The organism is Vibrio bathopelagicus, from assembly GCF_014879975.1.
Classification (GTDB): Bacteria; Pseudomonadota; Gammaproteobacteria; order Enterobacterales; family Vibrionaceae; genus Vibrio; species Vibrio bathopelagicus.
Genome location: NZ_CP062501.1, coordinates 1,435,240 through 1,460,284, shown reverse-complemented (window position 1 = coordinate 1,460,284; position 25,045 = coordinate 1,435,240). Strand labels below are relative to the sequence as shown.

Annotated in this window: 23 protein-coding genes; 13 read left to right on the top strand and 10 right to left on the bottom strand. The window is 43.1% G+C overall.

The window, feature by feature from the left end:
• Nucleotides 1–14 precede the first annotated feature (14 nt).
• From IHV80_RS22735 to IHV80_RS22720, 4 genes are read right to left on the bottom strand one after another with little or no spacing between them, the layout of a single operon-like run.
• Nucleotides 15–272: a hypothetical protein gene (locus tag IHV80_RS22735; protein WP_192891080.1), complete on the bottom strand. Its 258-nt coding sequence runs from the start codon at nucleotides 270–272 to the stop codon at nucleotides 15–17.
• A complete protein-coding gene (locus tag IHV80_RS22730) occupies nucleotides 269–484 on the bottom strand; it encodes a hypothetical protein (protein WP_192891079.1) in 216 nt (71 codons plus the stop codon). The genes IHV80_RS22735 and IHV80_RS22730 overlap by 4 nt, the downstream gene beginning before the upstream one ends.
• 15 nt (nucleotides 485–499) lie before the next feature.
• A complete protein-coding gene (locus tag IHV80_RS22725; protein ID WP_192891078.1) occupies nucleotides 500–1,042 on the bottom strand; it encodes a phage regulatory CII family protein in 543 nt (180 codons plus the stop codon).
• 50 nt (nucleotides 1,043–1,092) lie between these two features.
• Nucleotides 1,093–1,380, bottom strand: coding sequence for a pyocin activator PrtN family protein (locus IHV80_RS22720; protein WP_172378877.1), 288 nt, complete (start codon nucleotides 1,378–1,380; stop codon nucleotides 1,093–1,095).
• 181 nt (nucleotides 1,381–1,561) lie between these two features.
• On the opposite strand from IHV80_RS22720, the gene IHV80_RS22715 reads away from it, so the two are divergent.
• The 5 genes from IHV80_RS22715 to IHV80_RS22695 all read left to right on the top strand — a co-directional run bounded on the left by IHV80_RS22715 (nucleotide 1,562) and on the right by IHV80_RS22695 (nucleotide 7,367).
• Nucleotides 1,562–2,350: a helix-turn-helix domain-containing protein gene (locus IHV80_RS22715; protein WP_192891077.1), complete on the top strand. Its 789-nt coding sequence runs from the start codon at nucleotides 1,562–1,564 to the stop codon at nucleotides 2,348–2,350.
• A gap of 173 nt (nucleotides 2,351–2,523) precedes the next feature.
• Nucleotides 2,524–3,786, top strand: coding sequence for an N-6 DNA methylase (locus tag IHV80_RS22710; protein ID WP_192891076.1), 1,263 nt, complete (start codon nucleotides 2,524–2,526; stop codon nucleotides 3,784–3,786).
• Nucleotides 3,786–6,065, top strand: a complete 2,280-nt coding sequence (locus IHV80_RS22705; protein ID WP_192891075.1) for an ATP-binding protein — start codon at nucleotides 3,786–3,788, stop codon at nucleotides 6,063–6,065. Before IHV80_RS22710 ends, IHV80_RS22705 begins: the two co-directional genes overlap by 1 nt.
• Nucleotides 6,062–6,691, top strand: a complete 630-nt coding sequence (locus IHV80_RS22700) for a response regulator transcription factor (protein ID WP_192891074.1) — start codon at nucleotides 6,062–6,064, stop codon at nucleotides 6,689–6,691. Before IHV80_RS22705 ends, IHV80_RS22700 begins: the two co-directional genes overlap by 4 nt.
• Nucleotides 6,681–7,367, top strand: coding sequence for a hypothetical protein (locus IHV80_RS22695; RefSeq protein WP_192891073.1), 687 nt, complete (start codon nucleotides 6,681–6,683; stop codon nucleotides 7,365–7,367). The genes IHV80_RS22700 and IHV80_RS22695 overlap by 11 nt, the downstream gene beginning before the upstream one ends.
• 34 nt (nucleotides 7,368–7,401) lie before the next feature.
• On the opposite strand, the gene IHV80_RS22690 is transcribed toward IHV80_RS22695, so the two are convergent.
• The 3 genes from IHV80_RS22690 to IHV80_RS22680 form a co-directional block, all read right to left on the bottom strand.
• Complete coding sequence (locus IHV80_RS22690; RefSeq protein ID WP_192891072.1) at nucleotides 7,402–8,457, bottom strand: tyrosine-type recombinase/integrase; 1,056 nt, start codon at nucleotides 8,455–8,457, stop codon at nucleotides 7,402–7,404.
• 325 nt (nucleotides 8,458–8,782) lie between these two features.
• On the bottom strand, nucleotides 8,783–8,992 hold the full coding sequence (locus IHV80_RS22685; protein ID WP_010430417.1) for a cold-shock protein: 210 nt from the start codon (nucleotides 8,990–8,992) through the stop codon (nucleotides 8,783–8,785).
• Nucleotides 8,993–9,482: 490 nt separating this feature from the next.
• Entirely contained in the window at nucleotides 9,483–10,568 is a 1,086-nt protein-coding gene (locus IHV80_RS22680; RefSeq protein WP_192891071.1) for a PQQ-dependent sugar dehydrogenase, read from the bottom strand.
• Between the two features lie 270 nt (nucleotides 10,569–10,838).
• Between IHV80_RS22680 and IHV80_RS22675 the strand changes: the two genes are divergently transcribed.
• Nucleotides 10,839–12,032, top strand: coding sequence for a multidrug effflux MFS transporter (locus IHV80_RS22675; protein ID WP_192891070.1), 1,194 nt, complete (start codon nucleotides 10,839–10,841; stop codon nucleotides 12,030–12,032).
• A 110-nt stretch (nucleotides 12,033–12,142) separates the two neighbouring features.
• On the opposite strand, the gene IHV80_RS22670 is transcribed toward IHV80_RS22675, so the two are convergent.
• Together IHV80_RS22670 and IHV80_RS22665 are read right to left on the bottom strand one after the other, a co-directional pair.
• Entirely contained in the window at nucleotides 12,143–12,928 is a 786-nt protein-coding gene (locus tag IHV80_RS22670) for an ABC transporter ATP-binding protein (protein WP_192891069.1), read from the bottom strand.
• A gap of 75 nt (nucleotides 12,929–13,003) precedes the next feature.
• A complete protein-coding gene (locus tag IHV80_RS22665) occupies nucleotides 13,004–13,765 on the bottom strand; it encodes a siderophore ferric iron reductase (protein WP_192891068.1) in 762 nt (253 codons plus the stop codon).
• A gap of 218 nt (nucleotides 13,766–13,983) precedes the next feature.
• On the opposite strand from IHV80_RS22665, the gene IHV80_RS22660 reads away from it, so the two are divergent.
• From IHV80_RS22660 to IHV80_RS22630, 7 genes are all read left to right on the top strand, one after another.
• Nucleotides 13,984–14,892 carry an AraC family transcriptional regulator gene (locus IHV80_RS22660; RefSeq protein ID WP_192891067.1) on the top strand — a complete coding sequence of 303 codons (909 nt, stop codon included), beginning with the start codon at nucleotides 13,984–13,986 and terminating at the stop codon, nucleotides 14,890–14,892.
• A gap of 206 nt (nucleotides 14,893–15,098) precedes the next feature.
• A complete protein-coding gene (locus IHV80_RS22655; protein ID WP_192891066.1) occupies nucleotides 15,099–17,246 on the top strand; it encodes a TonB-dependent siderophore receptor in 2,148 nt (715 codons plus the stop codon).
• Nucleotides 17,247–17,337: 91 nt separating this feature from the next.
• Nucleotides 17,338–18,291 (top strand): iron-siderophore ABC transporter substrate-binding protein, encoded by a 954-nt coding sequence (locus IHV80_RS22650; RefSeq protein WP_192891065.1) that lies wholly within the window; start codon nucleotides 17,338–17,340, stop codon nucleotides 18,289–18,291.
• Entirely contained in the window at nucleotides 18,291–20,285 is a 1,995-nt protein-coding gene (fhuB, locus tag IHV80_RS22645; protein ID WP_192891064.1) for a Fe(3+)-hydroxamate ABC transporter permease FhuB, read from the top strand. The genes IHV80_RS22650 and fhuB overlap by 1 nt, the downstream gene beginning before the upstream one ends.
• 221 nt (nucleotides 20,286–20,506) lie before the next feature.
• Entirely contained in the window at nucleotides 20,507–21,319 is an 813-nt protein-coding gene (locus tag IHV80_RS22640) for a crotonase/enoyl-CoA hydratase family protein (protein ID WP_192891063.1), read from the top strand.
• Nucleotides 21,320–21,412: 93 nt separating this feature from the next.
• Entirely contained in the window at nucleotides 21,413–22,606 is a 1,194-nt protein-coding gene (locus IHV80_RS22635) for an OmpP1/FadL family transporter (protein ID WP_192891062.1), read from the top strand.
• Nucleotides 22,606–23,295, top strand: a complete 690-nt coding sequence (locus IHV80_RS22630) for a hypothetical protein (RefSeq protein ID WP_192891061.1) — start codon at nucleotides 22,606–22,608, stop codon at nucleotides 23,293–23,295. The genes IHV80_RS22635 and IHV80_RS22630 overlap by 1 nt, the downstream gene beginning before the upstream one ends.
• Nucleotides 23,296–23,407: 112 nt before the next feature.
• On the opposite strand, the gene IHV80_RS22625 is transcribed toward IHV80_RS22630, so the two are convergent.
• Entirely contained in the window at nucleotides 23,408–25,006 is a 1,599-nt protein-coding gene (locus IHV80_RS22625; RefSeq protein WP_192891060.1) for a bifunctional aspartate transaminase/aspartate 4-decarboxylase, read from the bottom strand.
• Between the last annotated feature and the right edge of the window lie 39 nt (nucleotides 25,007–25,045).

The following is a 25,045-nucleotide window of genomic DNA, read 5'->3' as shown; positions in this document are numbered from 1 at the left end:
TTGCTCCTAAAAAATTAGTTGTGGGTGAGGTACGTATTGCATGTTTCTGCCTCTATCCCGAGCTTCTCTTTAGCGAGCTCAAGGAACTTGGCAATTTGAGTTTGGTTTTGAGCGAAGTCTTCGACCTTATACAAAGGGAAGTACATAGAAGCTCCCCATCCGTCAGGGCCTGCTAGATAAGCTTCAGCAGCTTTCACGTCTTCTACATATCCAGCCTCGTAGACATAAATTTTGTCTTCACCTGAAGTGATGGTTTTGAGTAGAGTTTTCATTGTGATTCCTCCTGACAAACCTTGAACTGGTCGAGAGCGTCACCCGCTTGCTTATGAATGCCACGCCACATTGCGATCAAGTTATTCTGCAGTTGCTCTTGGCCTTCCACTTCGTTCTCTTGATATTTGGTGATAGTGAGTGCAGCAACATTTTCGATGTTGAGTGCTTCTTCCAATGAGTTAATTTGAATCGCGATAAATTGTTTTTTCATAATTACACCCCGTAATTAAGTAAGACCGGGTAAAGGCGCACCGTTGGCTAGTAAGTCCACACCCATACATAAGAAAGGGTGTGCACTACTTGTGCGGTCTTCTAGGTCGTTAATGAGCAGCACCAAGTTGCTAATGCCAGCTTGTGCCGTTTTGATAATTGAATTTCGAGTTGATCGAGGCAGGGTTCTTTGGCCTGCCGTGTCTAAAGCAAGTTGAGAGATCTCTCCTGCAATCACTGAGTTGTTTAGAGCACGTTTGATAAACGTTTCTCTTTCACCTTCAGGAATATGAGCGGTCACTAGCCCTAACTGGCGAAGTACAACTTCTAAAATTACGTAGTCATCCGTAGCTTTAGAAATTGCCATCATTTCAGGTAAAGAAAGCACGTGCGGTTGCTCGATATTCAGCTTGTTACGCAACATGTTTGACCTAAGGCCACAAGCTTTGGCTATGTCTGTTAGCTCGTTACGGTGTCGTGCTCGAAACAAGCTGCATGCTTCGTTGTACTGTTCATGTACATCCGCTAAAAAGACGCACATTGTCTGGTTCACTTCCATGTCTGATACTCACTATGAAACATAAGAAAAGTGGTTAGCTTTAAGCTGGCTTAGTGGTGACCGAATTTGCCATAGATTGACTCCCACTCGCGCTTAGCTTCAGCTTGCTTACGGTCAATGTAGAAAGCCAAATCATCAATAGAAACAAACAGTGGAGCTTTAGTGCCTTTGTTCGTTTCTGTTTCTTCATGAAGTCGAAAGGTAGGGATAGGGAATTCATTAGCACTTACTTTGCCTTTGGCTGTCGCGTATTTCATTCCAAAGTATTGTTCAGAGATCTCAGAAAGTTTTACTACTGGGGAACCAAATACAGCATGTAACGCATATTGAGTATTCATAGGGTTAGCCTCATTTTCACTACAGCAATGACATGCTATAGTTCTTAGTTAATCTATGATTATCTTTGTTGCCGTTTCGCTATAAAAGATAATCAGTGTTCATTTAAGGTTGTTTGAGGTCATTATATGATCATAATAAAACAGCTTTCAAGGTGTTTGATTATGTTTTATTGGGTGTTTTATGCGTGAGTGGTTTACTAGTAACGAATTACTTGGGTTAGCAGGTATGCCAAATAGCCTTACCGGTGTTGCACAAAAAGCCAGGAGAAACAAATGGTTGAGTCGAAAAGCATCAGGGCAGGGGAGAGCTTTTGAATACCATATTTCAAACTTTCATGAAGAGGTTATTAGGCAACTTTTTGAAAGAGAGAATCCAGGAGTTTCGTATGATGAGACCCAGGAAGAGCTTACTAAGACGTTGGAAGCACTTGCTGAGATCACAGAGTCAATACGTGATGAACAGAAGAATTCTACGTCAAGCGCTACTAACGTCACTGAAATATCAAATGTTAAGTTAGTAAAAGCTACTTCTGAAATGGGTGATATGTGTGCTGTACCTGTTTACAACGTTTACGCCTCTTGTGGGTTTGGTACTCAAAACGATACCGAGTATCAACTTAGAACCGAATTCCTACCTTGCTTATGGTTAAAACGTTTCGGCCTGACAGAAGAAGATGCACGTATCATCATTTGCCACGGCGACTCAATGGAAGACACTTTGAGTGACGGCGATGAAGTATTAGTCGATACGCGAGAACTCGACCACCCCGTAAAGCATGGTGTCTATGTTGTTCGCATTGGTAAGCACGTTTATATAAAACGCCTGAAATACGATATTATGGCCGAGGGCTATAACGTCATCTCAGACAACAAAGAAGAATATGATTCGTTTATCGTGAATGAGGAGAAACTCAACGAGTTCGCGGTAATTGGGAAAGTTGTTACTACCGTCATGAAGGCGGTGATTTAGAAAAGCGAAGGCATCCTACGGGGTGCCTTTTTTGTATGTAATGTAGCCTGCAGAAGTGGGGTAATTAAACTTGTTTATAAATTCAATTAAAACAAAGGGTTATGACGCTACGTATTTTCCTTAGAATTAAGTTTTAATGATACAATAGCTAAAATTTTCTGCAGAATACTATAATGAACGCCCTTACTTCACATAACGCAGCGATGCGTAAGTTACTCCTCTCTCCTGATAAAGAACAGTTCCGCAGATTAGTGGATTTAGATAATATTGATTTGGTATTGAGAGAGTTACTGACGATTGAAGAAATGCGTGAGGCGGGTAGCTTTTTTACAGGTCAAAAATTGGCTACAAAAGCTGTAGCTTTACTACCAGTTATCACTTCTCGTTCTGTTGTCTTGGATCCAACATGTGGTGCTGGCAATCTATTAATCGAAGCATCAAGGGCCCTTGGTGTTGAATCTACACTATCAACAACTTTGTTAGCCTGGGGAAAAGTCCTTTGGGGCTTTGATCTTCACGCCCACTTTATTGAAGCGACCAAACTTAGAATTGTCGTCGAAGCTATGAATCGTGGTGTTGAGCAAGACTGTGACTTAGATGAGGCATTTGAGCTACTCCCAAATATTCTCGTTAAAGATGCTTTGAGTGTAGAGAAGCTAGAGCTTGAAAAAATAAGTCATGTGCTGATGAATCCTCCTTTTACTATTTGGCCATCGCCTAAAGAAAACTATTGGAAAGAGGGAAAGGTCAATGCCGCTGGTATTGTATTTGATCATTACCTTAGACTTTTACCAGAAGACTGCAGTATTAGTGCGATTTTGCCAGATGTTCTTCGCTCGGGTAGTAGGTATGATGAGTTTAGGTCATTTACTTCTCAATCAATGAGCGCAACAGTAGAAGTTTGGGGGCGTTTTAACCGTAAAACAGACGTGGATGTCTTCTTGCTTTCAGGAAAAATTAAGACAGCAGTCAATCTCATTAAATGGCATAACGCTGAGCAGAACTCCGTATGCATTTCTGATTATTTTGACGTTCGGACAGGCCCATTAGTTGCCTATCGTGACCCAGAAGATGGGCCTGAGTATCCATACTTTTACCCTAAAATATGCCCTCAATGGGGGGTTATTCGTGAAGCCGTTGAGATGAGGCGTTTTACGGGCAAAGTTCTAACCCCTCCATTTGTAGTAATCAAAAGAACATCTAGCCCATCGGATAGAAATCGTGCATCAGCGACATTAATAAATCTTCGTGAACCGGTAGCAATAGAGAATCATATGATTGTTGTTAAACCTAAGGATGGGAAGTTGAAAACTTGTAAGAAACTTATGCAGGTATTACAAACTAAAAAAACTAATAATTTTTTAAATGAACGCATTCGATTACGACACTTAACCGTCGGTGTTATAAAAGATATCCCATTTGTAGAGGAAGAGTAATGGCTCGTAGACACTTAGGTAAAAAACCGTTTGATATGTCGGCTCGTGTACCGATGCAACTTGGTCGAGAAAGCATTTCAAGCTCAACTGTTGCTGTCTCTGAATTAATCAAAAATGGGTATGATGCTGATGCGGAAGATGTTCATGTGGAGTTTCATTTAAGGGATAACCCTGCGCTTTCTACGCTTGTACTCAGAGATGATGGTAACGGTATGGATGCAGAAACTATCTACGACCACTGGCTGAAAATAGGAACAGATTTCAAAAATGGTCTTGAGTTGTCTGTAACCAAAAAACGTATTCTTACTGGAGCAAAAGGTCTAGGTCGCTTAGGTCTAGATAGATTAAGCAAGAAAGTTATTCTTTACACAAAGAAGAAAGGCAGTAACACAGTTACCCAGCTGGTCGTTGATTGGCGTAAATATGAAGGTACTAACGCTTCTATTTCAGAGATTCAACATGATATTTATGAGCAGGATCTACCTTTAATAGGTAAATATGGAGATATTTTCACGTCTAGAGATGACTCTGGGACATATATGGTTCTGATTGGCTTGAAAGACCGTTGGACTCCTAGTTTTATTGAGGACTTGAAACAAGAGCTTAGATTATTAATCTCTCCTTATAGAAAAGCGAATGACTTTTCTATAACACTCCACCGAGCAGTGAATAATACTAAGTCTTATTCAGAAGTCGTTGATACTCAAGAGCTCTTAAAAGCTGCTAGTTGGGAGGTCAGAGCTGAGGTAGATACTAGTCATAGAGTTTTACTCAACTTTAAAAATAACGTTACTGGTGAAGAAGTTAAGCAGTTACCAACACCATGGAAAGATTGGATCTCAAAACAAGGGGATAAACCATTATTTGGACCTCTAGAGTTCGAATTCCATTATATGGTGAAGAAAAAAGAGTTTCTCTCAAAAGTCGATATGACGACTCGAAACTGGGAGAAGTTTATGGCTTTGAACCGGGGGGTTCGTATTTACAGAGATGACTTTAGAGTCAGACCATATGGCGAGCCTACGGGTAAAGGTGATTGGCTAGATATAGGTTTTCGTAAGTCGCAAAGCCCTGGAGGTATAAGGCAGGGTGGTTGGCGAGTTGGACCGAGTCAAATCATTGGTGCAGTTAGTATATCAAAAACAACTAATGCTATTTTGAACGACCAAGCAAACCGTGAAGGGATTGTTGAGAATGAAGCTTACCTGCAACTACGCACGTTTGTGCTTAAAGTCATTTCTGCATTTGAAACTATAGCTACTAAAGCTGCGCAAGATGATGATGGGATAGATTTAGCACAAGAGCTAGAAAAAGCGGTTAAGGAAAGAGATTCAGATCTCGACAGAGCTATTGGTGAAGTTAAAGCTTTTACTAAAAAAGTTAAAAAGAATAAAAAGAAAACACCTCCAGCACAGTTGGTTAATCAAAAACTTAGAGATCTAGAACGTGCGAAGCAGGCGCATCAAAAAGCTTTGGACGACTATTCTCAATATATGGAAAAAGAGCGAAAGAAGCTTGAAGAGCAGAAAGACACCCTTTCAAACCTCGCTTCTTTAGGGGTCCTGACTGTTAGCTTTGGGCATGAAATTCGTACGCATTCAGCTCTAGCCTTAACAAATGCGAAGCTGTTGACCAAAGTAGTAAGAAAAGCTGAACGTAATGGAGATACAGTTGATTATGATCAATTGGTTGCTCTAACGTCTCGTATGGTAACAGGCGCTCAATATGTTGACACATTTTCACAATTAGCCATCAATAATATTAAACCAGATAAAAGAAAACGGAAAAAAGTGTCCGTACCTGATGTGTTTAGATGTATTTTTGGAATGATGTCCGCATCCTTTAAAAAAATGGGAGTTGAGTGGAGCTTTGAATTCATAAAAATTCAAGAAGAAGATTTTAATGTTCGCTCGTTCGAAATTGATTGGGAAAGCATCGCTATTAACTTAATCACCAATTCAACTTGGGCGCTAGAAGATACGCCGAGGAAAGATAGACAAATCAAAGTGATTTTTGAAAGGCTTGGCGGTAATCGTCTTAAACTTAGCTTTTTAGACTCCGGTTGTGGATTAGAGTCAGGCCAAGAAGATACGATTTTCTTACCAATGCATAGTCGGAAGGTTGATAATAAAGGTAACTCGATTGGTACAGGTATGGGGTTGTCCATTATAAAAGGCCAAGTCGAGGAGCATATGTCCTCAGGAACTGTCTCAGCTAAGCAATACTCAGACTTAGGTGGAGCAGGTTTTTATATTGAAGTATTACAGGATACAAAATGAACACTATTGTATTTATAGACGATGACAAAGATATTCGAGATACATATAAGCTATCGATGGAGTTTATGTTTGAGGATGAGTTTGACATTGTTTGCTTAGATGTAGAAACCACTTTACGGGAGATGATGACGGTTTTAGACGGAATTACCGGTAAAGTTTCTTATTTTGTAGACGAGAACCTTAAACACACAGGTAATGCAACTTATAGTGGAATTGAACTCATTGAAGAAGTTCGAAAAATTGATTCCAAAATCCCGATCTATATTCTTACCAGTACTGCAGATGAAATTGATCAGTATCTTGGAAATATTGAGTTTGTAATAGATAAAAATGATTGGGAGTCTGAAGAAGACGAAGATAATCTCAAACAACGTTTTCTTCGTCAGATTCATATATATAAAGATATTAAATCCGAACAAGCAAAACGGTTTGACGAACTATTTGAAAAGTCACTTTTTTCTACGTTGAATGATAGTGAGTTAGAAGAGTTTGACATATTAAATCTAGGTCGTAGTAAAAAACTCGTGGATGAAAGGCTTATAAGTGAAAGCTCTCTTGCGGAGCTAAATGCTGCCTCTGATGAACTTAACGCAATCTATGCGGAGTTAACAAAAGATGATGAGTAGCTTGTATTTTCCATCGTTAAAACGGCAAAGTATTCAAGGTTACTATAAGACTGAAGGTGAATTTTACCGTACTTATAATTGCCAGAAGAATTATGACAATATAGCTAAGGACTGCCAGTATAGGTGTGTGTATTGTGATGTTCACTTGGATGAGTGTGGTGGTGAAAAGTTTTCTCTGGATCATTTTAGGCCACAGAATGTTTTTGGAACAAAGTTCGATGGAATACTGAAAATTCACCCCTTTAATCTTCACTTATCTTGTCAAAAGTGCAATGTCTTAAAGTCGGATGATTGGCAAGGTTGTTTACAAACTCAGGATGGAGCCACCTTTCTATCTAAGAAAGGATATATTGACCGATTTGAAGTTGATGTTACTAGTTATCTAAAAGTTGATAATGATGGACGTTTACAGTGCGTAGACCCAAACGGACCAGCAAGATATATGATCGGTAAATTGCTTTTGAACCGAACAAATAGGGTCTACACTAGAAAGCTCCGTGAAGTAACTATTAAAGCTGATAGAGTCAAGTTGATGCTGTCATCTAGACAACGAAAAGTAATGAATGATTGGGAGTCTGGTGATTTAACACCAGAACAGGCTAAACAACAGTTTAAATTATTGACAGAATTATTTGAGCGGTATACCAATTTGAAAACTGTTTCAATTCACTCTTAAGTAATTGGACAAAGCAGCTTTTTAGCGGCTTTTTTCATATCTTACGTTCGTGTAATTTATGCGGGAATAGCTGGGTATAAACCTGCCACAAGGTATTTAGGTTCCTATGCCCAGTGACTTGAGCAACTTCCTCAATGGTAAAGCCTTTCTCGAACAAGCGGCTTGCACCTTCACGGCGTAAGTCATGATAGCGTAGGTTATCAATCCCAACCTTTTGACAAACTTCCACAAAACCTCGGCCAACTGAACGTGGGTTGTATGGGAATATCAATTCACCATTACGCTCTTGCTTCATTACAATATCGAAAGCTTCACCGAGTAGAGGAACGACCATGTGGTTGCCTTTTTTCTTTCGTGGGTCTTTTCGGTCACGAACGATCACTGTTCTAAGTTCTTCGTTTAAGTCTTCCCATCGAATACCACATACTTCGCTCACTCTCATACAGCTCAGGATGCTGAAGTCTAGAAGCATGGAGTAGGGGATTTTGTTTTCTCTACGTTGCTCGCGCTCTTCTAGTGCTTCTTTCAATAGGTCTATTTCATCGGTAGTAGGGCGTCTTGTTCGTTTCTCTGATTTACCGATGAGTTTCATTTCATACAGGATAGGTGTTGCTTCTAAGAATGTGTTCACGTTCGCGGCAACGTTGAATACAGGCTTAGCTCGTTTGAATACCGAACGTAAATAATAGATGTCGGAATAGACAGTAGAGGGTTTGGTTCCCGTACCGCATCTATTCTGGCAGTGCTCAATCAAGTCTTTAGTGGTTAGCTCATCGGAATAGATTTTTGCTATGTCACAATCACGGAGCATTTTTAATACGGTTTGTTTAGATCGGCCAGTATTGTCCCAGAGGTTTTTGTTTTCAATGAACATGTCTAGCAGCTGGCCAATGGGTACAGAACGGTCTTGAGTTTCACCTTCTTCTATCTTTCGTACTTCATTTTTTGCCCAGGCAGTAGCGAGCGTTTTCTTCTTATGAGTTTTGGAGAAATGTTGAGCAATTTTGCTCCGGTGTTTCACGGTAACAGTGGCTTTGTAGCGAGATTCACCGCTCGCTAGAGTTCGCTTTTCAATACTATAAGATGCCATGAACGTGTGCCTCTGAGGTGTACCAAAAGGGTAATTTGAGGGGTACAAAAGGTGTACCAAGGTTCAGAGATTATAGCAGTTTATTAAAGTTCTTCTAGGTTGTTATTTGTATTAAGTGTTTGAAAGTAATGGTGTATGTGGCTAGTGCTAGGTAGGGTGGGGAGTTGTGTATTTTAGTGAAACTTATAGATTGTCGGTTTAAGAGCCATTGAGGGGGTGTCTTAGGTAGAAATAGTGAAGGGGAATATTACCTTAAATCTCTGAATAGCGGGTAAAAAAATAGCCAGCTGGGCTGGCTATTTTTAGAAAGCTTTAAAATACTAAACTAAAGTACTTTGATGCTGTCAGCTTGTGGGCCTTTTTGACCTTGAGATACTACGAACTCAACTTTTTGGCCTTCAGCAAGAGTTTTGAAACCGTCGCCTGTGATCGCAGAGAAGTGTGCGAATACGTCTGGACCGTTTTCTTGTTGAATGAAGCCGAAGCCTTTAGTTTCGTTGAACCATTTTACTGTACCAGTAACTGTGTTAGACATGATGATATCCTAAAATTAAATTTTTATTGCGAGCCAATTGTGGCACTGATAGCGCGGAAAAGTTTATTGCTATTGCGTACAACACAACGGGGTTACTAGTAATCCAACGAAATGTTTATATACAAAGAACTTTCTTTCTAGCCGAGATGAAGTCTAAATCAAATCAGGGGATAGTCAATCGAATCCATAATGAAAGGTTGCAGAAACTTGGGGGCAGTCAAACTTTGCATTCCTTAAATATCATGGAGTTACAGTAGTATGGTGATTTGTTGTCGTTTTTGTGAAAAACGTGGGTTAAATTGATGACGAATTTGGAGTAATTGCACTGGTTTTATACGTGTAATCACTAAACCGAGGCCTTTCAAACAACCATCTCGAACGTCAGATTTCCAAACCGCGAGTTGGGTGGAAACGTCGTTAAATAGGAGCTATAAATAGGGGGAAACTGACGCAACCAGACCTTATAATCACGGTGTGATTGCGTACCGTGTTACTTTTTCAGGCGATATAGATTGCCATTGTCAGTGCTGAAGAAAATGTCGCCGTCGGGAGAGGTTTCAATGTCTCTTATTCTTTCACCTAAACCCTCTAGAATACGCTCTTCTTTGATTGCCTCACCTTGTTCGTTGACGGTCACAATATTGATATGGGTAAGTTTAAGTGCGCCTGCCAACAGCTTGCCTTGTAATTCAGGGTATTTGTCACCTTGGTAGACGATCAAACTGCCCGGAGCGATTGAAGGAACGTAGACTTTTTTAGGTGTTTCAATACCTTCTTTGGTTTCTGATTCTCCCACGCTGATCGGGCCCCAATACTCTTTTCCATGGGAGGTGATTGGCCAGCCATAGTTAGCGCCTGCTTTTATTAGGTTGATCTCATCACCACCGCGAGGGCCGTGTTCAATCGACCAAAGCTTTTTACTGGAGAAATCGTAAAAGAGTCCTTGTGGATTGCGATGACCAAAGCTCCAAATCTCATTGAGTACCTTGCTGTTATCCATGAAAGGATTATCACTTGGTGCGCTTCCATCGGCATTCAATCGTAATATTGAGCCGGCGTGAGTCATGGTGTCTTGGCCGTTGTCTCTGTCACCACGATCGCCGATTGAAAAATACAGGTGGCTATCATCAAAGGTGATACGGCTACCAAAGTGACGACCTGTATCCGTTCTCGATTTAGATACAAACACATCTTGCCAATTGGACACCTCATTGCTTTTGTACGTAGCAGAAGCGAGTGTCGTTGCGGCTTCGCCATCGACGTCTTTACTGTAAGTGACATAGAATTTCCCAAGTTCAAAAGGGGAGAACGCGATATCCAATAATCCACCTTGGCCTTTAGCCCAAACATTTGGCAGCCTGAACAGTGTATTTTGTTCACCCGTCTTTAAATCAACGTGTTTGATAACGCCTGCTTTTTCTGTGAGAAGCATGGAGCCGTCATCGACATAAGCTAGGCCCCATGGGATTTCGAGACCGTCTGTGATCTTCTCTGCCTGCCACGCAAAGGCTGAGGTTATAGGACCAGAGGCAAGCAGCGCCAAAGCACATGAAAAAATACGGTGATGAGTGTTCATTGAAGTCCCTTGATTATGAGCATCTAATGTTAGTCTAGCGCTTGTGGCTGATAGGCGGAAAGCTGAGGTTGCTGAAAAGTGACTATTCACATATTTAGTTGAACGATTATTGTATGATTATACAAGCTCACGTATGTTTACTGTGCCTTTCTCTATTTGATCCCGTCGGAGCATTATGAACAACTCGCCAGCAGCGTTTCTGCTATTTTCTCTGTTTTTGTGTTGTGAGTTAGATACCCACGGTCTTTCTTTGAACGGGTGTCTTAAACGATGAGTCGTCGATTCGATTTTAAATCGATCTTACTTGCGTGTTTGGTCATTAGTGTCGGCCAGCTCAGTATGGGCTTGGTGTTTCCTTCTTTACCTTGGATCGCGAAAGATTTTGATGTCTCGTTAGAGCAAGCTCAGCTTTTGGTGAGTGTGTATTTATTAGGCTTTGGTCCTTCCCAGTTTATTTATGGCCCGATTTCCGATGCTCTGGGGCGTAAAAAGGTACTGTTAACCGGTTTGTTGATTGCCATGCTTGGGTTATTGATGATCATCTTCTTCAGCCATTCGTTTACTAGCATGGTGATGGGGCGTTTTCTTCAAGGTTTAGGGACTGGCTGTTGTGCTGTACTTGCTCGCGCTTCAACACGAGATAGATTCGGCGGAGCCGATTTGCCTTTGGCGATGTCCTACATCGCGATGGTAGCGTCGATTACACCTTTGATTGCGCCCGTAATTGGCGGCTTTATCAACTTCCATTTTGGCTGGAGCATGGTGTTCATATCGCTACTTGGGTATGTCTCATTGGCTTGGGTGGTATTGGCGTTCAAGTTTAAGGAAACCGTCACTCAGATCTCCGCTATTCCTTCACCGAAAACAATGATCTCCCAATACAAAGAGTTATTAAGCTCTCGGTATTTCATGAGCTTTGCGAGTATCGGTTGGCTTAACTTTAGCTTGATGATCACCACCGTATCCGTGATGCCGTTTATCATGCAAAACCAGATTGGTATGACGTCAGACGAATACGCAATGTGGGCGGTGATTCCCGCATTAGGGATGCTTAGCGGTACAAGTTTGTGTAACCGTATTCGTCCTATATTGGGTAACAAGAAAACCTTATTGTGTACGCCTGTCTTACATATCTCGGCCGCATTGTGGCTTTTCTTCTGCCCGCTTGAGCCTCTATACCTAATGATTGGTCAGTTCTTGATGATACTGGGGAATGGTATTGCACTGCCTTGTGCTCAGGCATTGGTGATGTTGCCATACAAAAAGAACGCGGGCGCGGCGGCGGCGATGTCTGGCGGTGGCCAAATGGTGGTCTCTTCAATGGTGAGTATGGGACTGGTTCAATTGGGGTTAGGGGAAGCATGGCACCTATCGATCGTTATTACAGTGTTCACGCTGATTACTCTGTTTAATATTTTGCGTGGTTTCAGTAGCCAAGAAGCAAGAGAGTCTCAGCTTAACTAGCGATAAATATTAGAAAAAGGCCATTGAATTTCTACGATTCAATGGCCTTTTCCCTGTTGGGTGTTGGGTGTTGGGTTTAGTACTTGGCTTGAAACGCTTGAAAGCCTGAGCTATTCGCAGACCACCGCAACTTTTTCACTTGCGGCTGTGTTAGCAGGGACTGGATGATCGATCAGTCGGATAGGGGATTCATACAGTGCAGACAATGCTTGTTCATCAAGTAACTTATCAGCGCTGCCTTCAAATGCGATTTGCCCTTTTTTTAGAGCAACGATGTGTGTCGCGTAGCGCAATGCAAGGTTCAAGTCGTGCAGAATCACGATAACACCAACGTCTTCCTTTTTATTCAGTTCAGACAGTAAACCCATCAACTGGAATTGGTGATGAACATCCAGCGCAGATGTTGGCTCATCAAGGATCAATACGGGAGACTGCTGAGCAAGCAGCATAGAGACCCAAGCACGTTGGCGTTCACCGCCGGACAAATCGTCCGCTAATGCCTGTGAAAACTCAGAGACGCCGGTTCTCTCCATTGCTTGTTGGATGATCGACTTATCTTCAGAGTTCCAACGGCCTAATGCGCCTCTCCATGGGAAGCGCCCTAAACGGACCAGTTCTTCCACCGTTAAGCCAGCAGAAGCAGGGAGCTTTTGCGGTAAATAAGCAATCTTCTTTGCTAGCTCTTTGCTTTTGAAAGAAGAAAGAGAAGTTCCCTCGAACTTGACGCTGCCGCGATCTGGTGACATTTGTCCTGATAACAAGTTAACGAGTGTGGATTTACCAGAACCATTGTGACCAAGAACTACGGTGAGTTCATCGGTAGGAATAGTAAGATCTTCAATTGAAAGGATGGTTCGGTTGTCTCGAACGATGTTGATGTCTGAAAGCTGGAACATGTCGGTCCTGTGTCGAGACCAATAGCGATGCTTAATAAAAGCAAAGTTGTCGCACTGGTCTTTATAATAGTGGGGTTATTTAGCGGTTTTCTTGTTGTCAGGATGTCTAGGACAATCGTCGCAGTACTTTCTTGAATCGCACTTATAAACGAGGCAGCAGCTGACTCTAATCAGTTTTAGCATTCCTGAATGGGCATCGACCTTAAGGCTGTCTAAATGACTTTCAGGTAATTGGCATGCCTCTAACCAAAGCTTAGCTTGTCCAGTGATATAATCGTTGGTCAGGCTTGGTTCGTGTTGCTGAAGTTTTATCAAGCTTCCTAAAAGTAGATCAGCCAATAAATGATTGGTAAACCCCGGACGAATACGTGTCCATTCACTGATCTGGCTGCGATAAAATTCGGTCAATGCAAGAATGGCTTCACCAGCATGTGGGATAAGCTCTTCAGGTGAACCATGTTGATGATCACCATTAAAAAAGCGATAACCAGTAATGAACTCTTTGTATCTAAACTGGCCGATGTTCTTGATATCGGGCAGAGAATGAAGTGCATAGATAGAAATGAAAGTCACATAGATAGGTTGCCAGCACACGAGATCCCACGTACGCGTTAACCAATACGCTTTGCCTGCTTCTGGGTGGCTCTGCGCAAGACCATCGTAAACTCGTTTGAGCTCTTTATGGCTATTATCATTCGTTACCGCAATGCTCTTGCTATTAAGTGCACCAAAGCTTCCGCTTAAATAAGGGGTGACTTCTTTTGAGTAAGCGAAGATTTTCTGATGTAGGGGCGGGGCTTTCCGACGAGTGATAATATTGTGCAGTTGGGGAAGCATCTTAAATCAATAAATGAGAATCAGTTGCGTTATCATAGCGAACATTATCGAGGATAACCATACAAAATGGAGCATACCCTCGGAGAACTCGCTATATAAGATATTTATAAATTGATTGTGCCTTAATCATTTTTAAGTGATAAAAGTCTCTTTAAATGATAAAAGTGTTCCTGAATCTAATATGTTGTTACCACTACCGAGAATTTGAAAGCTTGACTATGAACACACCTGCATTTGATCGTATCAGCCGCGTTCTGGCTTATATCCATGCGAATCTTAGCTCTGCGTTATCTCTAGAAGATATTTCGAAACAGAGTTGTTGGTCTCGTTGGCAACTGCAAAGAGTGTTTCAAGCCGAAACAGGGCTTACTGTGGCTAACTATGTGAGAGAGCTAAAGCTGAGCCAGGCTGCCGAAGAACTACTTGATGGAAGAGAGCGGGTCATTGATGTTGCACTTGGACTTGGATTCAACTCAGAAATTAGTTTTAGTCGTTCTTTTAAGCAAATGTTTGGGGCAAGCCCAAGTCAATATAGAAAAGCAGGCAAAAGAGTAGGTCTAAGAAAACCGATACAAGTGTCTGACACGGCGAGTGCGGAAGAAAAAGGCGCTCTGAGTTTTGTTGAGGTTCGCATTGACGAAAGAGAGTCTTTCCTTGTTAAAGGTATGACATCAGAAATCAGTGGTTTGTTTTCACTGACACAAGACTTCGCACAAAAAGTCCCTCAGCTTTGGTCGCGCTTGGAACATGAAGTGACCCTGCCGGACGATAATGCACTGCAATTCATTGGTGTTGTCGACCTTACTCAGTCTTGTTTTGATGGTACTAATATTCATTACTGGGCAGGAGTAGAGCTTCATGACGGAATTTCAATCCCGCAACTACCAAGTCTTATTTCTGAAAAGTTAGAAGTGCTGACCATTCCTAAGCAAACCTATGCCGTGGTGAAGCACTGTGGGTCGATTGAGAACTTGCGACATACCTTGAGCTGGTTTGTGCTTAACTGGCTGCCGAGTTCTGGTTATCGTGGTGTCGATGGTTATGAGCTCGAAGTGTACCCATTTGGCTATCAAGCCCATGCATCAGATGCTGAAATGGAGTACTGGGTTCCTATTATTAAATCGTAATCATATCCCCACAAAATCTCTTCTTGTAAAGCCTCTCCAAAAATAAGGTCAATTGTGTTTTTAATCAGCAATTGACCGGTTTTCATTAAAATTAGGCCAAGTTCTTTTTTAATTTGCACCAAATTGTTAATTATCCCATCTCTAGATACATACAATGCAAATGAGATTTATTATTATTTATATTAAGCATTGGTACCGAGGGAATCATGACCACTCACACTCGTTTTAAGTATTCATCACTTGCAGTAGCGTTGCTCACTGCGTTTTCAGCGCAAGCGTTGGCGGAAGAAACCGTTACAGCGGCAGACTCGAATATTGAGACTGTCACTATTATGGGTAAAGCCTATCGTAATACAGCGACTAAGTCGGCACTTGAGCCAGAAGAGACGCCTCAAGGTATTACGGTTATTGATGAAGAACAGTTAGAGCAACGAGGTGTGAAGTCCCTCAACCAAGCGCTTAGATACGCGCCAGGTGTTGTAACCGAGCAGAAGGGCGCTTCAGTAACGATGTACGATACGTTCTCAATTCGTGGTTTTAGTAATAACCAAAGCTACTACGATGGTTTAGTACTTCCGTTCCTGACTGGTTGGAACCTACAACCTCAAATAGACCCTATTGCGATTCAACAAGTTGAAGTATTTAAAGGCCCTACGTCTGTACTGTATGGTTCGATGCCACCGGGTGGTATGGTCAATATGATTGCGAAGACACCGCAAGAAGATGCGTCTACAAAAGTAGGAGTATCTACAGGTTCAAGAAACCTTATGGAAGCTTCAATTGATACAACAGGTCAATTGGGTGATAGTGACTTTTCTTACCGCTTGGTAGCACTTGCTCGTAAACAAGACAGCCAAGTCGATAACGCTGAAGAAGAACGCTACGTAATCGCTCCTTCACTAGATTGGCAGGTATCTGATAGAACACTTATTAACTTCAATCTTTACTATCAGAACGATCCATCAATGGGTACCAATTCCGCAATGCCGCTTGAAGTTCTGAAGGCAAGTGATCCATCGGTATCTATGGGTGACAAGAACTGGAGTACCTTTGAACGAGAAGTATTGATGTTAGGTTATAAGATCAATCATCAAATCAACGATAATTGGACTTTCCTTCAGAACGCACGCTACACCGACGCTTCTTTGTATCAGGAAAACACTTACCATACCGCGACTAATTTCAACCCTGCGACAGGCAGTTTAATTCGAAATGCTTACAGTACGGATGAAGAGTCTCAAAGCTTTGTTATCGATAACCAAGTTTCTGGTCGCGTGGAAATTAGTGGATTAGAACACAATTTATTATTCGGTGTTGACTACCTAAAGCTAACCGGTGATTCGCTGTACAAAGAGTTCACTGCGAATGCGGGTTTCTACGGGTTTGATGCTTACAATCCGAACAATGACCTTTTGGATAAGAGTCAGCTTCAAGAGAACTACCGTGAATCTCACGATATTACGACGGAGCAGCTAGGGTTATACTTCCAAGACCAAGTTCGCTACGACGCCCTTGTTCTACTTGCTGGTGGTCGTTATGACATGTTCAAGGCGAGCGATGATAAAAATAGCTCTTACCCAACTTATGATGGAAAAGAAGAAGCCGATCATAACCAGTTCTCTTACCGTGTTGGTGCCTTGTATGAGCTAGATAATGGTATTTCTCCGTTTGTAAGTTACGCGACGAGCTTTGAGCCGGCTGCAGGTACTGATATTAATGGTAACTCTTTAAAACCTCAGCTAGGTGAGCAGGTTGAGCTAGGTATTAAATACCTGTCTCCAGATATGTCACAACAGGTTACAGCTTCTTATTTCCATATTACTAAGAAAGACTCAATTGCTGCTGATCCATCAGATCCTACATACCGTTCTAAGATTCAGTTAGGTGAGGTGCGCTCGCAAGGTATGGAGCTTGAAGGCAGATGGTTTGTAACGGAAGATTGGGATGTTAATGCGAGCTACACCTACGTTGACATGGAGGTGACGGAAGATGCAAACCCAGACCTAGAAGGTACTACACCAATCTACGTACCGACACATGCCGCTAACCTATGGAGCAATTACTATGTCTATGGTGGTGCTTTATCAGGAACTCGCTTCAGCGCAGGTGCTCGTTACATGGGTGAAATGGAGATGGACGCAACGAATACTCAAGGCAAAGTGCCGTCTTACACGGTCGTCGATCTTTCAGTCGGTTATGACTTAGGTGAGGCAAGCGACACACTATCTGGTGCAACCGCTAACTTGTTAGTGAACAACCTATTCAATGAAGAGTACTACACCTGTTACGACCAATCGAACTGCTGGTTCGGTGCTGAGCAGTCTGTAGAGCTAAGCGTAAATTATGAATTCTAACTAGGTTAGTGTCCCCAATTTTAAAGCAGCCTTCACTGGGCTGCTTTTGTCGTTTGAAGAAATATAGAATTTAGATTGAGTAGACAAAGATATGAGCTTAAAACCAATAGCTTCCCATTTCTCTAAAGCAAAGAAGTTGAATACAAAACTCGCGTTATCGATGTTAGCGAGTGCTTTATCGTTTAATGCGATGGCCGATTATAAAGTTGAAGACAGTGAAGGTGTTAAAACCCTTGAAGCACAACCGGTTAGAGTTGCCGCGTTAAACTGGGACATAGCAGAGCAAGTGATCGAACTCGGCGTTACGCCAGTTGCGGTGCCAGACATTGCAGGGTATAGCGATTGGGTTGTTCAACCTGCGATTCCAGAAGGCGTAGCCGATATTGGTACTCGAACTGAACCTAACTTTTCCGCGCTTAAGAAGCTCAACCCTGATGTGATTCTTATCGCTTCACCTCAAAAAGATCTTCAGGAGCGACTTTCTGAAATTGCGCCCGTGCTTTATTACCAAACATACAGTGAACAGCACAGCAATGCGGCTGCTGCTATCGAGAACTTCAAGAAGATAGGCCAATTGCTTGGCAAAGAAGAGCAAGCGAACAGCAAACTGGCTGCAATGGATGAACGAATCGCAGTTCTTAAGGCTAAATTAGATAAAGCGTATCCGGGCGACAAACCGAAAGTGACTTCTTTCCGTTTTGCGAGCACTACTTCGGTTTACATATACGGTGATAACTCGATTCCGCAATATGCGCTTGAACAGCTAGGCTTTGAGAATGCGATGGATCTTCCTGCGAGTCAGTGGGGCATCAGTCAAAAACGTATGACCGAGCTTAAGAACGTAAAGAATGGCATTGCGCTTTATTTTGAACCTTTCCCATATCAAGAAAAACTAGATCGTTCACCTGTCTGGAAGAGCATGCCTTTCGTCCGTGATGGTCAATTTAGCCCAGTAGCGGCAAGTTGGAGCTACGGCGGTGCAATGTCGATCTTGTATAACGCAGAAGCGATGGCGCAATCGTTGTTGACGTTAGCGGAGCAGTAATGAAATCCAGTGGTTTAGTGATGGGGGCAGCTTTGTTTTTCGCCGCCCTTGTTCATTTATGGTTAGGTCAGTCTGAATTTGGCCCTATCGGTGAGCTGTTCCAGCAAGTCTCACAGATCAGTGACATCGTTACATTCAATAAAATGGTCGATGATTCATTCGAGTTGATGGCGTTAATCTATGTCAACTTACCACGTTTAGTGATGGCGATTTTGGTTGGTGGAACACTCGGTACTATCGGTAGCCTGTTTCAACAGCTAACGCAAAATCGCATGATGTCTCCGCTTACACTCGGGACATCATCAGGGGCGTGGCTTGGTTTGGTCATTCTGAATGTGGTCGCACCGATGTTGGTCGCTCAATATTCTGTTTGGTTTGCTCTGGTTGGGGCGCTGCTTGCAATGGGGCTTATCGTTTCAATTGTTGGCATCAAAAATATGAGCGGTTTGCCGATTGTTTTGGCGGGTATGGCAGTTAACTTACTGCTAGGCGCATTTGCGACGGCGATTATTTTGCTTAACGACCAATACGCGCAGAACTTGTTCGTATGGGGAGCGGGCGATCTAGGACAGAATGGTTGGGAGCAAGTATTTTGGTTAATGCCTAAGTTACTGCCAATCTTTGCTATTTTCCTGTTGGCTCCAAGAGTTTTGACTCTGCTTTCGATTGGTACTGAAGGGGCTGCTGCGCGTGGTCTTAACATCGGTACGACCTTCTTTGTACTCATGGCGATTGGCGTTTGGTTGGTTTCCGTGTCGATTACTTCGGTGGGCGTGATCAGCTTTATCGGTTTGATTGCGCCTAATATCGCAAGGCACTTGGGCTTTTTAAAAGCGAAACCTGAACTCATCGCTAGCTGCGTGTTAGGGGCGCTGTTGCTTTGTGTTACCGACAGTTTGGCTATCTTTTTGGCTCAATGGTCTTTGGATATGATTCCAACCGGGACTGCAACCGCGGTGATTGGTGCTCCAGCTTTGATCATTATCGCGAGAAAGCAATTATCTGCGCAAGATCAGCTGTTTTTCACGATGCCTAAAGGACCAAAATCTATTTCGCCTTTGGCTTACTTCTTGTTGGGCACGATGATCTTCGGGTTGTTGGCATTAAGCACGCTCTCACAGCCTTCTTCTGATTTGGGCTACTTTGTTATCCCAGACGCATTTGAATGGTCGATTCGCTGGCCGAGAATGTTAACTGCGATATTCGCTGGTGGCGGCTTGGCGGTGGCTGGTGTGATTTTACAAAGATTGGTCTACAACCCGCTCGCAAGCCCTGACATTCTTGGTGTGTCGGCTGGTGCGGTTCTGGCATTGATCTTCAGTAGCCTGTTTATGGGCTATTCGATTCACTCATTGAGCCCTTGGATTGCTTTTTTAGGCAGTGCAATTGCTCTGTGTTTACTGCTATTCCTTGGCAAGAAGCATCAGTTTGCACCATCGATTTTGATCCTCACTGGTATTTCGCTGACCGCAGTCTTGGAAGCTCTGGTGCAATTCTCTTTAACGCGAGTGGGTGAGGGGAAATACACCTTATTGGCTTGGTTGGCAGGATCGACCTACCGTGTTGAGCCCGAATCAGCAGCGACTATGACCATCGTGATAACGGCTTGTATTGGTGTTGCTCTGTTACTGAGTCGTTGGGTGACCTTAATTGCGACTGGACGTCAGTTCGCGAGTGCCAGAGGGTTGAATATCAATATCGCCTACGTGGCATTGTTGTGTATTGTTGCGATCTTATGTTCGGTCGTGACAACAACGATGGGGCCTGTCGCGTTTGTCGGCTTGTTGGCGCCACACATTGCGGTAATGGTGGGTGCTCGCTTGGTTCGTGAACAAATCATCTTATCGTTTTTGATAGGTGCAGCACTGATGTTATTTGCAGATTGGCTAGGGCAAGTGGTGGTGTTTCCGGCTCAACTCGCAGCAGGAACGCTAGTTTCTATTATTGGTGGCAGCTACTTCATCTTCTTGTTATTGAAATCCCGAAGAACATAGGTTTTGCTAACAACTTAAAGCTATTGGCAATCTAAGCTATTGCTGTTGAAAGCTACGAATGACAAGCAGTGAATAGAGCGATCTATCACTGCTTTTTTATTGATGTCGTATGTGTAAGCGGGAGATGTTAAGCAACACAGATCTCGCTTCTTAATGTGCAAGTTTGGCATATGTTAATAAAATGTATAATCTAAAGGTCTGACCACTGATAAGGTAGCACTATGCCAAACCTCGAGCGTATTACTTGTTCTATCGATGAAAACCAAATCGCGACGGTTGTGTTGAACCGACCAGATAAGCTCAATGCCATTGATATGGCGATGTTTCAAGGGGTGAATAACATGGTCAGTCAGTTGAAGAAGAACACCGAGATTCGAGCTGTGATCGTAAAAGGCAGTGGAACAGACTTTTGTTCAGGGCTTGATGTGAAGTCTTTGCTGACTAGCAAGTCTGGTGCGATGAAGCTTCTTTTTAAATGGCTACCGACATTGCCAAACGCCGCTCAACGTTTTTCATTAGGTTGGCGAGATATTCCGTGCCCAGTTATTTTTGCAATTCACGGACGTTGTTGGGGAGGAGGTCTGCAACTGGTCAGTGGTGGCGACTTTCGAATAGCCAGTCCAGACGCCAACTTTTCTATCTTAGAAGCTAAGTGGGGGCTGATTCCGGACATGGGCGGCGCCATCGCATTTCGAGAGTTGATGCGTAAAGATCACACGCTAGAAATGGCGATGACGGCCAAAGTGATCGATTGCGAAACAGCGAAAGAATATGGTTTGGTGACCAAAATTGCCGAAGATCCTTACGCTGAAGCCTATGCGTTGGCACTTGAGTGTGCGAATCGGTCGCCAGATGTTGTCGCTGCTAATAAGAAGCTCTACAACAAGACTTGGTGGTCGAGCCCTGGTATGGCTGTGTTCTATGAGACTTGGTATCAAATAAAGGTAGGGCTAGGTAAGAACAGGGCGATTGCTGCTCAACGTGAAATTCATAGAGACAAACCACGGCCATACGTTGCCAGGAAGTTTAAGTAGCGTTTGTACAGGAATAATCGATATTCCCTTTGTTTATCGGGCTTTGCGATAACCTTAGAACAATTTAATGTCTAAGGCTAAATGAGCATCCTGATGAACAAAACTTTTACTTACTCTCTAGCTGCCACTGCAATTTTTACTAGCTTAAATGCATTCGCAAGTGGCCTGTTTTTACAAGAGGCCGTTGTTGCCAACGCTGGTACTACTGGCGCTGGTGACGGTGTTTACACCCGATCTGCGGCGGCGATGTGGACGAACCCTGCCACCATGTCTCACATGGGCGAAAGCAAAACGACCATCAACACCATGGCGTTCGACCTTGAGATGAAATATCAAGATAATCAAGATTCTAGCGGTGATGGAAAAGGGCACTCAGTTCTTCCTTCATTTGGTGCCTTTCATGCCCATCAAGTCACAGATAAATTACACCTTGGTATTGCGTTAGGCGCTGTCGGTGGCTCAAGCTTAGATTACGGCAGTGATTGGGCGGGTGCTGCACTTCTAGAAGACATTACCCTAACTGCGATGCAAGTGAACCCATCACTGAGTTATAAGCTGAATGATCAGTGGTCAATAGGCGCAGGCGTTCAATTGAGTTGGGCTGCATTCCAACAAACGACGTCAATGCTTACTGCTAAGCAAGATACCGACTGGGCTTATGGTTATAACCTTGGTGTAATGTTCACGCCTACAGATAAACTCAAATTAGGTGCCAGTTACCGCTCTAAGCTAGAGCATGAATTTAACAATGATGTAAATGGCGTTATTAACCAAGGCGCATTGAATTCATTATCAACTGATATTGCTTTACCTGAAATTATCGACTTAAGTGCTAGTTATGCTTTGAACTCTCAGCTTGATCTACTTGCGAGCGTTCAGTTCCACCGTTGGAGTGAATGGGATACAACCGTTCTTGATTTTGGAATAGCAGGAAGTCCAGTTAACGGTGTCCCAATTGAACGTGATTGGGATGATGTATGGAAGTTTGCAGTAGGTGCGGATTACCAACTCAACTCAGATTGGCGTCTGAAAGCTGGCTTCTCTTACGAAACTTCTCCACAAGATGACCCTTCAATGCAGTGGGTGGATCTGCCAGTGGGTGAACAGTATCGCTACTCGGTAGGTGCATCTACCTACTGGGATGACATCTTAATTGACGTTTTCTATGAATATGCAGATTTAGGTTCAGTTGATATGAACCGTAATCTTGCTAGTAGTGATGTTAATTTGCTAAACGGCTCGTTCGATGGTCGTATCCACTTTATTGGTGTTAGCGCGACCTTCTAATGACATTACGTAATCTATTAATTGTTACTTCGGTAATACTGGGCTCAACGGGTGTTTTAGCTGAAGAGAAGCACCCTGACGATCCGACTAAAATCGTAACTAAAGCTGGCGTTGCTTATAACGAAGATTTGCAGTTTTCTGGGTCTATTGGGCTAGATGAAGCTCGAATGATCAATGCTCGTGTCAATGCAGACGGTGAAGAGTGGCGAGTAGGTGGTTCATGGCTGTTGCCGATGGGTATCGTGAACTTCAACTTCAGCCGCTCTGAGTATGATAACGATGCTTACAAGAACAACTACAGTATTGGTACATTTATACCACTGAGTTATTTCGATATTGAGCCGTTCGGTTGGCAAATTTTCCCTATGGCTGGCTACAGCTATAATGATGGTGAAGTTGCGGTATTCGATGACGAGAATGTGGGTTCTGATTATGTGCTCATGCCGAGTTCAACACACGGTGGTTATATTGGTGCGTTTGGCCTAAAAACAATTACTGACGAGTGGTCACTGATTGGTTTTGGCGGTGGCTCTATGGGCTCTGATGACTATTCGGGTTATTGGGCGGGGGTTGGCGCTAGCTACAAGTTGAGTGATGCTCAATCTTTCAACTTCTTCACCATTTTTGCTGAGGATGATTTCGGTGAAAATAACAGTGTTGGCGCATCTTATACCTATGAGTTTAAATAGCTATTCTGACTATCGTCTTAAATAATTAGATCTGAGTGTAGGTTCATTGAGTTAGTGAACCTACACTTAGACTTATTGCCTTTCTATGAGCCTACTCGGTGCTGAGATTGCGTTAACAAGTTGCCTCGAAACGCTCTACGTAGCTTTGCATTACGGTATTCATCGCCTGAGTGATATTTGCGTATTGTGCTTCCTCTAGGTTCGCTAGAGACACACGCAGAGACCACGTTGGCGCATCAAAACCCGCCCCAGGCATCACAATCACGCCGTGTTCTTCCGCAAGGCGAACCAAGAAATCCAATGGTTCATACGTTTCTTCTAACCATGTGAAGAAATCGTTGCTGTGAATCGATTGAGCAATCTCTTTCAGATCAATCTCTACGTAATAAAATGCGCCGGTTTGATCACCCTCTGCAATGATTGGAGCCGTCAAGTTCTTCTGCATCAGCGTGTGGTAGCGACGGCGCACAATCTGCTTAGCCAAGCGCTTATATTCTTCACCGCCTTGCATTAGAGACAACAACGAGAACATTGTCATCTGGATTTGCTGCGGAGTAGAAAGACCTGCGGTATGGTTCAGTGCTACTGCTCGACTGTCTGCCACCAAGCGATCAATGAATTTAATCTTACTTGGCTCAAGTGCAATGCCTTGGTATCGCTGAGTTAATGTTCTTCGAGTGTCTTCTGGAAGATCTCGAATCATGCGATCGAAGTTGTTGTCTTCGTGTACGCCAATCACCCCTAAACGCCAACCTGTCGCACCAAAGTACTTAGAGTATGAGTACACAAGAATTGTGTTTTTAGGAGCAAGCATTGCCAACGAAGTGAAGTTATCTGTAAAGGTGCCATAAACATCATCAGTAAGCAGGATGAGTTCAGGGCGGCGGTTAGCAATCTCTGCAATTTTGTACAGCGTTTCATCACTCAGCCTTACCGATGCAGGGTTGCTTGGGTTGACAAGGAAAAACGCTTTTACGCTTGGGTCATTTAACTTCTCTAATTCAGAATCAGGGATCTGCCACGCCGACGCTTCCGTTGCCATGATTTCCACTTTGTCCAACGAGTAATCTTCAAGCTCTGGCATCTCGATGTAAGGCGTGAAAATCGGCGCGCCAATCGCAATGGTATCGCCTTTGTTTAGTAAACGGTTACTCTTCAAGGTATTGAAAATATAAACCATTGCCGCGGTACCACCTTCAACAGCGAACAAGTCAAACTTACCGGCAGGCAATGGCTGAGGGCCTGCCATTTCTTGCTCTATGTATTTGCGAGCGATTAATTCTGAATACTTAAGCATACGGTCGGGAACAGGGTAGTTATTCCCCAAAATACCGCCAACCCATTCATAAATTAGTTCATCGCTGTCTACCTGATATTGCTCAGTAATGAACTGGAAGGCCTCGATAAGGAACTGAACGCCTTCTTGTTCTTCGTGTTTCTCACAAAATTGGAGGAAACGTAGGCTAATGTCCTCTTTTGCACCCATACCACCAAAGCCTTGATAGCCAGAAAAGGTCGCTTTCGACTCTTCCAGTGCAAACATACCTAACTGGAAGAAGGCTTCACGTGGCGCTGTCGCTACCCAGTTTGGGTTGCCGCGACCAGCATTGATCATTGTTTTCTCGTGTGAATGTTGAGCCAGGTCGATCAGTGTATTTTTTACTTCGAATGGGCTGAGTGTTTCTAGGCGTTGTTCATCTGTGCGTTTCATAGACTTTTCTCTTTAAATTCTGTGATTTGATAATGCGTT